Source organism: Saccharopolyspora sp. MMCC62 (assembly GCF_057736575.1).
The window spans coordinates 409,142-422,016 of sequence record NZ_JBYKCM010000005.1 but is presented as its reverse complement, the minus strand read 5'-3'; the positions used below and the strand labels follow the sequence as shown (position 1 = coordinate 422,016).

Genomic DNA, 12,875 nt, shown 5'->3' with positions numbered 1-12,875 from the left:
GTGGTCGTGAAGGCAGCGGTGTACTACGAGAACGGCGGGCCGGACGTGCTGCGCTACGCGGACGTCCCGGACCCGGAGGTGGGCCCGGGGGAGGTGCTGCTGCGCATCGAGGCCGTCGGTGTGCAGGGCGGGGACCTGCTGCACCGGCAGGCCGCGCCGCCGCCGAGCACGCCGCACGTCGTCGGCTACCAGGCCGCGGGCACCGTCGCCGCCGTCGGCGCGGACGTCACCGGGCTGCGCGAGGGCCAGCGGGCCGTGGCGTTCATGCCGCACGGTTCGCACGCGGAACTGGCCGCGGTGCCGGAGCACAACGCCTACCGCGTCCCCGACGACCTCGATCCCCGGCTGGCCGCCGGCATCCCCGTCGAGTTCGGCACCGCCGACGACTGCCTGTTCGAGTTCGGTCGGTTGCGCGCGGGCGAAGTGGTGCTGGTGCAGGCCGCGGCGGGCGGTGTCGGCCTGGCCGCGGTGCAGCTGGCCGCCGCCGCGGGAGCCACGGTGCTCGGCACGGCGTCCAGCGCGGAGAAGCTGGCGCGGCTCGGCGAGCACGGGCTGCACCACGCGGTCAACTACCGGGACGAGGACGTGGCCGCCCGGGTCGCCGAGCTCACCGACGGGCGCGGCGTCGACCTGGTGGTGGACCCGGTCGGCGGTCGCACCTTGGAGAGCAGCGTGGCCGCGCTGGCCTACCGCGGCCGGATCAGCTGGGTGGGCCAGGCCGGGCGGGAACCGAACCCGCCGCGGCTCGACCCGCTGATGTTCAAGAACGCCTCGCTCAACGGCGTGTACTTCGGCGGCGAGATGGCGCACGACCCGGCCCGCACCCGCGCGCTGGTGGAACGCCTCATCGGACGGGTCGCGGCGGGCGAGCTGACCGTGGTCGTGGACCGCGAGTTCCCGCTCGCCGAGGCCGCTGCCGCTCACCGCCACATCGAGAGCCGCGCCGCCTTCGGCCGGGTCCTGCTGATCCCCTGACCGCGAGCCGTCAGCGCACCGGCTGCCCTGCCTGCGCCGGGTCCCGGCGGGGCAGCGCGGTGCGGGCGGCGGCAACGGCCGCGACGCAGCACAGCACCGGCAGGAAGAACGCGAGGTTCAGCGGCACCAGGTGGGTGAGCGGCCCGATCACGGCGGGCCCGGCGAGCATGCCGACGAATCCGAGCCCGGCCACCCGGGAGACGTTGGCCCCGGCCGCGGCGTCGTCGGCGTGCCCGGCGGCGCTCAGCAGCTGCGGCACGCACCCGGCCAGGCCGATGCCGAACACGGCCCACCCGGCGAGCGCGAGCGGCACCCACGGCGACAGCGCTGCCGCGGTGAGCCCGACCGCGGCGATCCCGGCCCCGCCCCGCAGGACCACCCGCGGCCCCACCCGCGCCGCGACCCGGTCGGCGAGCAGCCGGCCCGCGGTCATGGTGGTGGCGAACGCCCCGTACGCGAGGGCGGCGGTGGCGGGCTGCGCGCCCAGCACGTCGCGCAGGTGCAGCGCGCTCCAGTCGTTGGCGACGCCCTCGCACAGCATGATCAGGAACGCGAGCCCGGCCAGCAGCCACACCCGCCCCGCGACCGGGCGATGACCGTCCGAAGTGGACTCGACGGGTTCCGGTGCGGGCTCCGGCCGCAGCAGCCCGCGCGCGGCGACCGCGCCGAGCACCAGTCCCAGCACCGCCGCGGCACCGAGCGAGGTCGCCGGGCTCCACCCCCAGCCGAGGGTGCGCGCCCCGATCAGCGCCGCGGCCACGCCCCCGACGGAGAACGCGGCGTGGAAGGCGGACATCACCGGCCGTCCGTACGCGCGCTCCACCTGCACCGCGTGCGCGTTCATGCTCACGTCGAGGCAGCCGTTGCAGAACCCGAACACCAGCAGCGCGATTCCGAGCGTCCAGCCGTCCACCGCCAGCCCCGGCAGCACCACGGCGAGGCTGCACGCGGCGGCGCTCACCGGCACGACCAGCCGGGCGCCGAACCGGTCGGTCAGCGGGCCCACGAGCTGCATGGCCGCGACGGCACCCGCCCCGAGCAGCAGCAGGAGCCAGCCGAGCAGGGCGTGATCGATCCGCACCGCGCGCTCGACCACCGGGATGTGCACGATCCACATGCCCATCAGGAAGCCGCACAGGACGAAGTGGGCGAACGTGGCGATCCGCGCCGCCCGCAACCGAGTGTTCATGGATTAAAACATAACGAACATATCCGATGTTCGAAATGTTGACCTGTGGACGGAGTCCGTGTTCACATGGAGCATGTCCAGCGCACAACGGCTCAAGCGGATCACCGAAGCGGTGCGGGAGGCCGGTTCGCTCGGCGTCGCCGAACTCGCCGCGCTCACCGGTGCCTCCGAGATGACGATCCGCCGCGACCTCGAAGCGCTCGCCGACGAAGGCGTGCTCGAGCGCTATCGCGGTGGAGCCCGCAGCCTCCTGCTCCGCGGCGACGAGCCCCCGTTCGCGCTGCGCGCCCAGGACGGCGCCGACGTCAAACGGCGCATCGCCGCCGCAGCCGCCGACCTGATCGCCGACGGCGAATCGGTCGTGCTGGACAGCGGCACCACCTGCCTCGAAGTCGCCCGCGCACTGGCGCACCGCCGCCTGACCGTCGTGCCCCTGTCCCTGCACGCGGCGAACGAACTGGCCACGGCACCGGAGATCACCCTGCTGGTCCCCGGCGGCAGGCCGCGCGCCCAGGAACTCGCCTTCACCGGCCCGCTCACCCACGCCTCGCTGGCCGCGCTGCGCTTCGACACCGCGATCCTCGGCTGCTGCGGCCTCACCGCCGCCGACGGCCTCACCGCCTACGACCTCGACGACGCCGCTACCAAGCGCGCCGCCATGGCCTCCGCCCGCCGCGTCATCGCCGTCACCGACTCGGCCAAGCTCACCCGCACCTCGCTCGCCTTCGTCGCGCCCCCCACGGCCCTGCACGCCCTCATCACCGACGCGGCGGCCCCCGACACCGAAGTCACCGCCTTCGAATCAGCAGGAGTGACCGTCCGAACCACCTGACCCGGCCCTCGGGCGTGCCGGTGATCAGAGCCGAGCGGACGGGACACGACAGGGGGACGCTCGGTCGAAATCGGGTGCTCGACCGCGGCCCGCCGCGGTCATCCGGCCACCCATCGTCCGAATCGGGGGCTGGTGGTGGTCCGCAGCGGATTTCGAGAGCAAAAGAAAAACCCCAGGTCGTGTGACCTGGGGTTTTGGTGCGCCAACAGGGACTCGAACCCCGAACCCGCTGTTCTGGTGTCCGTGCTTTTCGGCAACTTCCGTCGCTTGACGACAACCCCGGTCACCTGCATGAACGCCGCAACCAGAGGCGGGGTCGGTTGCCGTCATCTGACGTCGCCGAAAGTTGATTATTGGCAATTCATCGGCAAGTTTTGGCCCGTATTGGCATAGTCACTGATGGCTGAGACCTGCTTCCGGAGGGCGTTCCAGCGGCAGCCCCGCCTGCGGCGCGGCTGGCCACTGGCATGGCAGCCAGCCCTGGAGCGTCGCTCGGTTGCCGTCGTCTTTGGTCGTCTTCGGGTCGCATGTGCCCCGGGTGCGCCCCCGCACGACCTGCCATGTACGGGAGGAAGGTCGTCGGCGAACCCAAAACGAGCTCGTCCGTGTCACCGCTATCTGCCGTCGTCGGACAACATGCCTGGTGACCCGCGCAGGCGCCGCCACCGGTTTCTTGGTCGGGGGTCGCCGCATGGGGTCCTCGGCGGTTGATGTCTGGCGCTTCGTTGGCGGGGCTCTTGTTGATTCCGGGACAGGGCACGTTTCGTGTGCGGCATACTGCGGGGCGTGTCTGGCGGTGATGGGACTCATAACGAGAACAAGGGGTCGGTGGGCGGGCCCTTGATCCAGGCCGAGACCATTAATGGCGGTGTCACGGTGGGACGGGACACGGCTGCGGATGAGTTGCTGTCGGCGGAACTGGCCGGTGTCGTGCGCGGGCGCAGCCAGGAGGAAGAGGAGCATTGGCGGATCGGGGATCCGGTTCCACTGCGGGTGCGCTGGCATGAGGCCGAGGCGGACCTGTTCGATGACTGGGACAACATCCGCCGCGACCAGGAACAGCCTGCTCCGGTGGCGTTGTCGGGGCAGTTCACCGCGATCCGCGAAACCTTCCAAGCCACTGGTTCACGCCGGTTGGTGATCCTCGGCCGGGTCGGCGCCGGCAAGACCGTGCTGGCCCACCGCCTGATCCTCGACCTCCTCGACCACCGTGGCCGTCGCGGCCCGGTGCCGGTCTTGTTCAGCCTCGGCGACTGGAACCCGACCACCACCCGGTTACGGGAGTGGATGAGCGACAGGCTCGTGCGGGACTTCTCGTCCCTGGAACAACGCGACGCCACCGGGACGCCCCAAGTCAAGACCCTGATCGATGGTGACTGGATCCTGCCGGTACTGGACGGATTCGACGAACTCCCCGAACGCCACCACCGCGCCGCGATCCGCCAGATCAGCCAAGTCCAGCTACCACTACTGCTGACCAGCCGCCCCAAGGAATACGCCGAGGCCGTTCGAACGACCCGAGCGATCGGGCGGGCCGCGGCGATCGAGATCGACGACCTCACTCTCAACGAAGCCGAACACTACTTGCGCCGCACCACCACCCCGAAGCGCGCCACCGACTGGGAAACGGTATTCGCACAGCTGCGCACCGCACCACAGCAGACCGCGAGCCAGAACCTGACCTCGGTACTGACCACACCACTCATGATCATGCTCGCTCGCACCCACTACGAAGAAGCCACCGAATCGGCCCCCGGTGAACTGCTCGACACCACCCAATTCCCCACCAGCACTCACCTCCAACAACACCTGCTGCGCAAGTACGTAGACACCCTCTATGCACCCCAACGCCCCACACAACCAACCCAAACCACACACCCACCCTGGACCCCAGACCAAGCCCGCCACTGGCTCGGTCACCTCGCCACCCGCCTCCACGCCCACGACACCCACGACTTCACCTGGTGGCAACTCCCCAACCTCACAACACGCCCCACCCGCATCCTCGCCGCCACCACCACATTCCTGCTCGCCGTCGTGTTCACGGGCGTGCTCACGGTCGGGCTTGCAGACGCGTTCGCGGCCGCGCTCACGGTCGGGCTCACGGTCGTGCTCGCGGGCGCGTTCGCGGGCGTGCTGTCGGTCGGACTCGCGGCCGGGCTCACCGTCAGACTCGCGATCGGACTCGCGATCGGACTCGTGATCGGACTCGCGATCGGACTCGCGATCGCGCTCAACGGCTGGCACACGTTCGGGATCACGTACGCGTCCGGGAGTGGGTTCATGAGCAGCTTCGCAGTCGTGCTCGCGTTCGGGTTCATGATCGGGATGGCGATCGGGACCCTTTATGAAGCGAGTTCCGTTCCCGGGCGGGCTGGACGCGAGCCGGAACGGCTGCGCCGACGGCGAGGCGGTCTCCAACGGCGAAACTCTAGTCTAGGGCACCGCACCAATGCTGCCTCACAATTCACCAACGGGCTCGCATTCGGGCTATCTGTAACACTCGCAATCGGGATAATAGGCGGGGTTGGGCGCGGCGTCGTGTCGGGATATACGGCCGTGTCGCTGGCCGTGAGTGGGCTCGTGCACGGGGTCGTTGTCGGGGTCGTGGTGGGGCTTGTCGTCGGAGTTGTGAACGTCGTCGTCTCCATTCTTGGGGAAGAGCTTGATCCGCACGAAAGCGGCCCGTGGGACTTGTTGTCCACGGACCGGGCAGTAACCCTGACCCGAGCGATATCAGCTGCACTGCCCATATCGGGCGTGACGGCGGTAATTGCCCCCTACTTGATGGGTAGAATAGATGGCATCGAGCCTGTGCTCATGATGATATTCTTCTCCGGGTTATTACTAGCTCTGCTGCGTATGGCGCTGTCGGCGTGGGGGAACTGGCTGCTGTTCGTGCGGGTGTGGCTGCCCCTGACCGGGCGTTTGCCGTGGCGCCCGCAACTCTTCCTTCAAGACGCCCACGCCCGCGGAATACTCCGCCGAGCAGGCGCCGCCTACCAATTCCGCCACGCCCAACTCCGCGACCACCTCGCCGAGAACCATCCGGGCAAATCCAACAAGAGGCGAACGTCCCAGTCGACCTGACGCTCCCAGCTATCGCAGTCAGTTCGCGATCTCTGCCTGAAAGAGCTTCTCCGGCACAGTTTTAGACGGGACCACAGCCAGGTGAGCCACTACACCAAGCGACTGGCCTCGTATCCACGGGAGCGGCCAAGTTGACCACCCTGCCCCAGCGCCATAAACGCAGGTGAACCTGTGCCGACATCACGGCAAGCGACCACCGGCAGTGCCAACCGCGAGGGAAGCGGCGTCGGCGATACCAGCGATCAAGCTCGCGTACCGGGTTTCGTCTCTTGCGGCCCCTGCGTGGCTCCTGGCCGCCTGCCTTCCTTCCGCGCCCCGGACGTCGGGGGTCGCCGGGACCGGCGTCAGCCGCACGCCCGGCGATCCCCGGCTTGGCCGGGGCTTGCATACAGCTGGCAGGCGGCCCCGCAGGGGCGCCCTTGATGAAGAAAAGAAACTCTGAACACGAGCGCTCTGGGCGCTGGCCTGGGGCTAGAGCTCGTGGAGCTTGTCGAGGACGTGGCGCAGAAAGGGGACGGTCGGAGTCGCCCAGGTTCGGCTTCGCGGTACGTCAGGCGCGCCGCGTGAACCTGTGGCCTCTGGCGACGTCGCAGGGAAGATTTCCCCGCACCACGCGGTGATGTACCCGGTGGGTCTGGTTCGGTGTTTGCCCACGATGCCCCCTGCTCGTAGGTCAGGTGTCGGTGCGGCCGTTGCGGATTTGGGTGATGCGGCCTCGGGTGATGCCGAGGGAGTCGGCGACGTCGGCGTAGGTGAGGCCGTGGTCGTGGTGGGCTCGTTCGATCGCGGCGCGGCGCAGTGCTGCCAGTTCGGTGACTCGTCGGCCGCATTCGTTGATCAGCTCGGTGGCGCGGGCTGCTTGGCGTACGGGGTCGGGGTCGCGGCGGACGGCTTCGACGTCGTCCCAGCGGGCTGTTTCGGCGTCCGGGACGCTCGCCTGCACGGGGACTAAGGGAACTTGGTCGGGAGCGGGCTCGTCGCTGTCCGCGGGCTGGATCGGAATCACTCGTCCGTCACCTGCTCACGTGGATGATCAGCGGCCGCTTGTCGCCGTGGAGTGCTCGGGCTAGCTCAACCAGTGCGGATGCGAGCGCTTCCCGCTGGTCGGTGGTGGCTCGTCCCGCTCCGATGTCGAAGGCGGCGTCGTCGAGCGCCCACTGCGCCTGGCGCAGCAGCACGGCTAGTGATCGGGATTCGTCGGACATCGCAGCCACCTCATCGCGCCAATCGAGACAATTGAGCCGAACGTATCAAACGAGTCTGCTGTTAGGCGGGTAAACGAGTCAACTGCGACAGTCCATGTCGTGACGAGATCTCGTCTGGTGACCACGGGCGAACTGGCGCGGGAGCTGGGGATCAGCCCGCGCACGGTGGCGCGCTACGTGAGTTCTGGGCTGCTGACGCCGACCGAGACGACACTCGGCGGGCACTACCGGTGGGACGTCGAGGAAGTCCGGGAGCAGATCCGCAAGCTCCGTGCCGATTCCGGCGATAGCTGAGGCTCAGGCGTTCCAGCGGACGCCGGCGATCGCCTTGTCGTCGTGGCGCTTCGCGCGCGGGAAGTCGGTGCCGTCGGGGTCGACGTGGGCTTCCCATGCCTGGCAGCGTTCGAGTTCGGCGAACAGGCCCGCCGAGTCCATCCCGGCAATCCGGGTCCACTCGTCGGTGCCGGTGTGGGTCATGGTGTTGAACGCGCCGTCGGTGGCCAGCACTGCCCACGGGGTGTCGCGGATGCTCGATGACCGCACCAACGCGCGAGCGGCTGCTGTCGGGTCTGCTTCGGCGATCCAGTAGCCGCCGTCGCGGTTTCGCCGTTCGGCTTGGGCGTCCTGGAGCTCTCGCAGCATCGTGCGGTGGTGCTCGTCGTAGCCCGCACCGGACAGCAGCCGTTCCCAGTAGGCGCGTCGTTCGGGAAGTTCTAGGTCGTCGAGCCTGGGGTCCTCGAAGACCCCGGCGGGCGTGATGATCGGGCTGTCGCCGAGGACGAGTTCGTCCACCTGGTCGCCGTTGCGGCGCACGATCGCTACCGTGCTCGACGGCGAGTCGCCCGCCGTCAGCTCCAGCACGTCGGCCGCCGCTCGGATCGACTCGGACAGGATCGCGCGCAGGTCCGCGGCGGGCTCCTGGCTCAACCGGAGCTGGAGGGCTTCGCCGAGGGTGGCGGCGTACCGGCTGGCGGGCACCGGGACCGGGCGGAACGCCGAGGCACCGCGGGCAGCAGTCCCGGGCGAGTGCCGACGCGCTGGCGTTCGTGGACTCGGACGGGCGCACCGGCGAAGTTGGCAATTAGTTGGCAAGCAGGCCGGGCAAAGAAAAACCCCAGGCCGTGTGACCTGGGGCTTTGGTGCGCCAACAGGGACTCGAACCCCGAACCCGCTGATTAAGAGTCAGCTGCTCTGCCAGTTGAGCTATTGGCGCTGGGTGTCTGCCGGGATTTCGTTCTTGCCGTCTCCCTGGCGACGAAAGAAACTTTAGCACCCCGTTTCGGGGGATGAATCGGGGGGTCCCTTCGGGGGTGCGCGGTGGTGTTTCAGCCGGTCGGCGGGGTTCGATGTCGCTGAGCGAGCAACCGGGGGGTGTGGTCGTGCGTCTGACGGGTGAAGATCCGCGGTTGACTCTTCGTGCAGGGCTGGTCGTCGGCTACACGGTCGGGGGGCTGATGCACACTGGTCTCAGTCGGATGTGGGGATCGGATCGAACGGACAGTCACGCATGAAGCTGTGTCTTAACTCTGTCGGGAGAGTTCTAGGGTCGTCGTCCCGTGCGGTGCCTGCTGCGGTCGTGGTGCTGGTGGGCGTGCTCCTCGCGTCCTGCACCGGCGGCGGGACCAGCGGCGCCCAGGCGCCCCCGCCGCCGCCACCCGCCTCCGCGCGGTTCGACCCGGCGAACGGTGCCCAGCAGATCTCGCCGACCGCCCCCATCACGGCCACCGCCGTCGACGGCACGATCACCGCCGCCGAACTGGTGAACCAGGACGGCAAGGCGGTCGCCAACACCGTCGCGCCGGACGGGTCGAGCTGGTCCGCGTCCGAGCCCCTCGGCTACGGCAAGACCTACACCGCGAAGCTCACCCTGCAGGGCGCCGCGGGCGCGCCGGTCGTCCAGGAATCCACGTTCAGCACCATCGATCCCGAGAACCAGACCTACGTGTCGATGAACCCGCTCGACGGCGAGACCGTCGGCGTCGGCCAGCCGCTCGCCTTCTACTTCTCCGAGAACGCGCCCGCCCCGGACAAGGCGAAGGCCGAAGAGGCCATCCGCATCCAGACCGAACCGGCCGTCGAAGGCGCCTTCTACTGGTTCGACGACCGCGAAGTGCACTGGCGGCCCGAGCACTACTGGAAGCCCGGCACGAAGATCACCATCAACGCGGACGTCTACGGCAAGGACCTCGGCAACGGCTCCTGGGGCGAGGAGAACCGCACCGCCACCATCACCATCGGCGACGCCGTCGTGCTCCACGCCGACGGCTCCAGCCACACCATGTCGATCGACGTCAACGGGGTTACCCAGCGGACCATGCCGGTCTCCCTCGGCAAGCCCGCCTGGCCGTCCAACAACGGCGTGCACGTCGTCACCGAGCACCACGCCACGAAGATCATGGACTCGTCCAGCTACGGCCTCGACGTCGACAACGGCGGCTACCGCACCGAGGTCAAGTGGGCCGTGCGCATCTCCAACGGCGGCGAATTCCTGCACGCGGCCCCGTGGTCGGTCGCCCAGCAGGGCAGCAGCAACGTCAGCCACGGCTGCATCAACATGAGCGACGCCAACGCCAAGTGGATCTACGACCTGCTCAAGAAGGGCGACGTCGTCGAGATCACCAACTCCGGCGGGCCGAACCTGCGGTCCTGGGACGGTTTCGGCGACTGGCAGGTCCCCTGGGCGGAATGGACGGCGGGCAACCGGTGAAGATCGCTCGCCCTGCTCGGCGGGGCGAGTGGTGGAGCCTCAGCGGCTTCCTCGCGAGGACGGCGTTGTCGCGCGTGGCGGAGAGCCACCGGTGAAAACGATCCCGCAGCGAGGAAGCCGCGGAGAATCCGCGGCGGTGCCGGGTGCGTGCGTGGTCGGCGCTCAGCGGCTTCGCCGCTGATGGGAAAAAGTGGTTCGGGGATTTCCGTTCCCCCGCAATGCGAAAGGCCCGCTCCGGGAAGGAGCGGGCCTTTTCTCGCGGGGTGAGTGACGGGATTCGAACCCGCGACTCCTGGGACCACAACCCAGTGCTCTACCTACTGAGCTACACCCACCGCAGCTTCCGATCGGCCGGTGAACCCGGTCGTCCGGAGCAACACGAATATCCTAGCGTGCGCCGCGCGGCGGGCTGCGACCGGGCTCCCGGCCGGGCGCGGAACCGGTATCACTCCTGGTCGGAGCTCCGGCCGGTGCCCGCGGGGCCGCGGCCGGCCAGCAGGTCCGCGGCGACGGCCTGCGCCTGCTCGGTGGTCGGCCCCGGCTCCGCCACGAACGCGGTCCGCCGGTAGTACGCCAGCTCGCGGATGGACTCCCGCACGTCCGCGAGCGCGCGGTGCGCCAGGCCCTTCTCCGGCTGCGCGTAGTAGATCCGCGGGAACCAGCGCCGGCACAACTCCTTGATGGAGGACACGTCCACCATGCGGTAGTGCAGGTGCGCGTCCAGCGCAGGCATGTCGCGGGCGATGAACCCGCGGTCGGTGGCGATGGAATTGCCCGCCAGCGGCGCCGACACGGTGTCCGGCACGTGCTCGCGGATGTAGTCCAGGACGCGTTGTTCGGCCTCGGCCGTGGTGACCGCGGAGCGCCGCACCTCCTCGGTCAGCCCGGAGCGGGCGTGCATGTCCCGCACCACCTCGGGCATCCCCGACAGCGCCTCGTCCGGGGCGTGGATCACGATGTCCACGCCCTCGCCGAGGATGTTGAGGTCGGCGTCGGTGACCAGGGCGGCGATCTCGATCAGAGCGTCCTTGCCCAGGTCGAGACCGGTCATTTCACAGTCGATCCACACTAGACGGTCGTTCACCTCACCGAGCCTAACGCGGTGCGGCCGGGCACCGGGATCGCACCGGCGCCGCGCAGATCACCGTTCGGTATCGGCGGAACCCTCGCGCAGCCGCGCGGGCACGACCTTGCCGGTGGCGTTGCGCGGCAGCTCGGGCAGGAACACGACGTCGCGGGGCAGCGCGAAACCGGGCAGCGCGGGCCGGACCCGTTCCCGCACCGCCTCGCCGTCCAGCTCGGCGCCGTCGACGAGCACCACGTACGCGGCGAGGCGCTGGCCGAACTCGGCGTCGTCCACGCCGATCACGGCGACTTCGGAGATCTCCGGCAGCGTGGCGATCGCGTCCTCGGTCTCCTTCGGGTACACGTTCTCGCCACCCGAGACGATCATGTCGTCCTCGCGGCCCACCACCTGCAGCCGCCCGGCCTCGTCGATGCGGCCCAGGTCGCCGGTGGCGAGCATGCCGTCGCGGACCTCCTTGCCACCGCCGCCGGTGTAGCCCTCGAAGAGCATGTCGTTGCGGACGAAGATCCGCCCGGTCTCGCCGTCGCGCACCTGCGCGCCCTGCTCGTCGAGGATCCGCACGCTGGTACCGCGCGGCGGGCGCCCCGCGGTGCCGGGGGAGTCGGCGAGCTCGCGCGGCGTGGCGATGCTCACCCACGACGCCTCGGTGGAGCCGTAGAAGTTGTAGAGGACCTCGCCGAACACGCGCTGGAAGCGGGTGGCGAGGTCGGCAGGCAGCGCCGAACCGCTGGCGGCCACGATCCGCAGCGACGACGTGTCGTAGGGCTCGATCGCCTCCCGCGGCAGGTCCAGGATGCGCTGCAGCATCACCGGCACCACGAACAGCGCCGTCGCGCGGTGCCGCTGCACGGCCGCGAGCGCCTGCTGCGGCTCGAACTTGCGGCGCAGCACCAGGGTGGCGCCGATGGCCGAACCGAGCTGGAACGCGGCCAGGCCCCAGGTGTGGAAGATCGGCGCCGCCAGCATGATCCGCTCCCCGGCGCGCAGCGGCATCCGGGACATGATCGTCGCCGCGGGGCCGACCCCGGGCGGCGCGGGCCTGCGGGCGCCCTTCGGGGCGCCGGTGGTGCCGGAGGTGAGCACGATGATCCGCGCGTGCCGGGGGCGGCGCGGCAGCGAACCGGTGGCGGAGCTGCCGATGAGGTGCTCCAGGGTGGCCTTGCGGGTGGTGCCCTCGGTCCAGGCGAGCACCACGTCGAGCTCCAGGTCGGGCAGCGCCTCGACGAACTCGACGTCGGCGATGAGCAGGTCGGCGCGCTGCTCCTCGAGCACGGTGCGCATCTGGTGCGGGCGCAGCCCGGTGTTGAGCAGCACCACGTCGGCGCCGATCTTGCCGCAGGCCACGATGGTCTCGACGAGCCCGTGGTGGTTGCGGCACAGCACCGCGACCCGGCTGGTGTCCCGGATGCCGCGGGCGCGCAGCCCGCGCGCGAGGCGGGTGGTGCGCTGCTCCAGTTCGAGGAAGCTCAGCGCGCCGCGCTCGTCGATCACGGCGGGCCGGTCGGGGTGCCGGATCGCGGCGACGGCGTAGCCCAGCGCGGGGGTGACGCCCCAGCGCCGCCAGGCGAAGACGATGCGCAGCAGCTTGTCCGGGCGCATCGGGCGGACGACGCCCTGCCGGGTCAGCAGCCACAGCGTCTGCAGCGGTGGGGCGAGGCGATCCGCCCCGGCCCGGACGGCCGCCTTCGCCGCCTCGCCTCGTGTCCGTACCGCCGGCCGTCGCAACATCGCCACGCGTCTCCTCCGATTTAGCTACTCATCGGTAGATAATGCCTCGGGGGACGACGCGG

The 12,875-nt window shown here is 69.9% G+C and carries 11 protein-coding genes and 2 tRNA genes; 5 read left to right on the top strand and 8 right to left on the bottom strand.

Going from position 1 to position 12,875, the window contains the following annotated elements:
- The first annotated feature begins 6 nt into the window (after positions 1–6).
- Complete coding sequence (locus AC29IT_RS15275; RefSeq protein WP_488219098.1) at positions 7–975, top strand: quinone oxidoreductase family protein; 969 nt, start codon at positions 7–9, stop codon at positions 973–975.
- A 10-nt stretch (positions 976–985) separates the two neighbouring features.
- Here AC29IT_RS15275 and AC29IT_RS15270 read toward each other — a convergent pair whose 3' ends face one another.
- On the bottom strand, positions 986–2,164 hold the full coding sequence (locus AC29IT_RS15270) for an MFS transporter (protein ID WP_488219097.1): 1,179 nt from the start codon (positions 2,162–2,164) through the stop codon (positions 986–988).
- Between the two features lie 73 nt (positions 2,165–2,237).
- On the opposite strand from AC29IT_RS15270, the gene AC29IT_RS15265 reads away from it, so the two are divergent.
- Positions 2,238–2,996, top strand: coding sequence for a DeoR/GlpR family DNA-binding transcription regulator (locus tag AC29IT_RS15265; RefSeq protein WP_488219096.1), 759 nt, complete (start codon positions 2,238–2,240; stop codon positions 2,994–2,996).
- Positions 2,997–3,824: 828 nt separating this feature from the next.
- Positions 3,825–6,086, top strand: a complete 2,262-nt coding sequence (locus AC29IT_RS15260; RefSeq protein WP_488219095.1) for an NACHT domain-containing protein — start codon at positions 3,825–3,827, stop codon at positions 6,084–6,086.
- 673 nt (positions 6,087–6,759) lie between these two features.
- Here the strand turns inward: AC29IT_RS15260 and AC29IT_RS15255 are convergent.
- The gene (locus AC29IT_RS15255; RefSeq protein WP_358436406.1) at positions 6,760–7,029 is read right to left on the bottom strand and encodes a helix-turn-helix domain-containing protein; all 270 of its coding nucleotides are present in this window, start codon (positions 7,027–7,029) and stop codon (positions 6,760–6,762) included.
- Between the two features lie 70 nt (positions 7,030–7,099).
- Positions 7,100–7,291, bottom strand: coding sequence for a hypothetical protein (locus tag AC29IT_RS15250; RefSeq protein ID WP_488219094.1), 192 nt, complete (start codon positions 7,289–7,291; stop codon positions 7,100–7,102).
- A gap of 99 nt (positions 7,292–7,390) precedes the next feature.
- On the opposite strand from AC29IT_RS15250, the gene AC29IT_RS15245 reads away from it, so the two are divergent.
- Positions 7,391–7,585, top strand: a complete 195-nt coding sequence (locus AC29IT_RS15245) for a MerR family DNA-binding transcriptional regulator (RefSeq protein WP_488219093.1) — start codon at positions 7,391–7,393, stop codon at positions 7,583–7,585.
- Positions 7,586–7,588: 3 nt separating this feature from the next.
- On the opposite strand, the gene AC29IT_RS15240 is transcribed toward AC29IT_RS15245, so the two are convergent.
- On the bottom strand, positions 7,589–8,269 hold the full coding sequence (locus AC29IT_RS15240) for a hypothetical protein (RefSeq protein WP_488219092.1): 681 nt from the start codon (positions 8,267–8,269) through the stop codon (positions 7,589–7,591).
- A 159-nt stretch (positions 8,270–8,428) separates the two neighbouring features.
- A tRNA-Lys gene (locus AC29IT_RS15235) sits at positions 8,429–8,504 on the bottom strand.
- A 348-nt stretch (positions 8,505–8,852) separates the two neighbouring features.
- Here AC29IT_RS15235 and AC29IT_RS15230 point away from each other — a divergent pair.
- Positions 8,853–9,998 (top strand): L,D-transpeptidase, encoded by a 1,146-nt coding sequence (locus AC29IT_RS15230; RefSeq protein ID WP_488219091.1) that lies wholly within the window; start codon positions 8,853–8,855, stop codon positions 9,996–9,998.
- Between the two features lie 262 nt (positions 9,999–10,260).
- On the opposite strand, the gene AC29IT_RS15225 is transcribed toward AC29IT_RS15230, so the two are convergent.
- The 3 genes from AC29IT_RS15225 to AC29IT_RS15215 form a co-directional block, all read right to left on the bottom strand.
- A tRNA-His gene (locus AC29IT_RS15225) sits at positions 10,261–10,333 on the bottom strand.
- Positions 10,334–10,443: 110 nt separating this feature from the next.
- A complete protein-coding gene (gene orn / locus AC29IT_RS15220; protein WP_488219090.1) occupies positions 10,444–11,082 on the bottom strand; it encodes an oligoribonuclease in 639 nt (212 codons plus the stop codon).
- Between the two features lie 57 nt (positions 11,083–11,139).
- The gene (locus AC29IT_RS15215) at positions 11,140–12,813 is read right to left on the bottom strand and encodes an AMP-binding protein (RefSeq protein WP_488219089.1); all 1,674 of its coding nucleotides are present in this window, start codon (positions 12,811–12,813) and stop codon (positions 11,140–11,142) included.
- Positions 12,814–12,875: the final 62 nt, after the last annotated feature.

What these genes read in the sequence shown, in the direction of transcription:
- AC29IT_RS15270 (WP_488219097.1), bottom strand. Translation starts at nt 2,164, where the DNA reads ATGAACACTCGGTTGCGGGCGGCGCGGATCGCCACGTTCGCCCACTTC.
- AC29IT_RS15265 (WP_488219096.1), top strand. Translation starts at nt 2,238, where the DNA reads ATGTCCAGCGCACAACGGCTCAAGCGGATCACCGAAGCGGTGCGGGAG.
- AC29IT_RS15250 (WP_488219094.1), bottom strand. Translation starts at nt 7,291, where the DNA reads ATGTCCGACGAATCCCGATCACTAGCCGTGCTGCTGCGCCAGGCGCAG.
- AC29IT_RS15215 (WP_488219089.1), bottom strand. Translation starts at nt 12,813, where the DNA reads ATGTTGCGACGGCCGGCGGTACGGACACGAGGCGAGGCGGCGAAGGCG.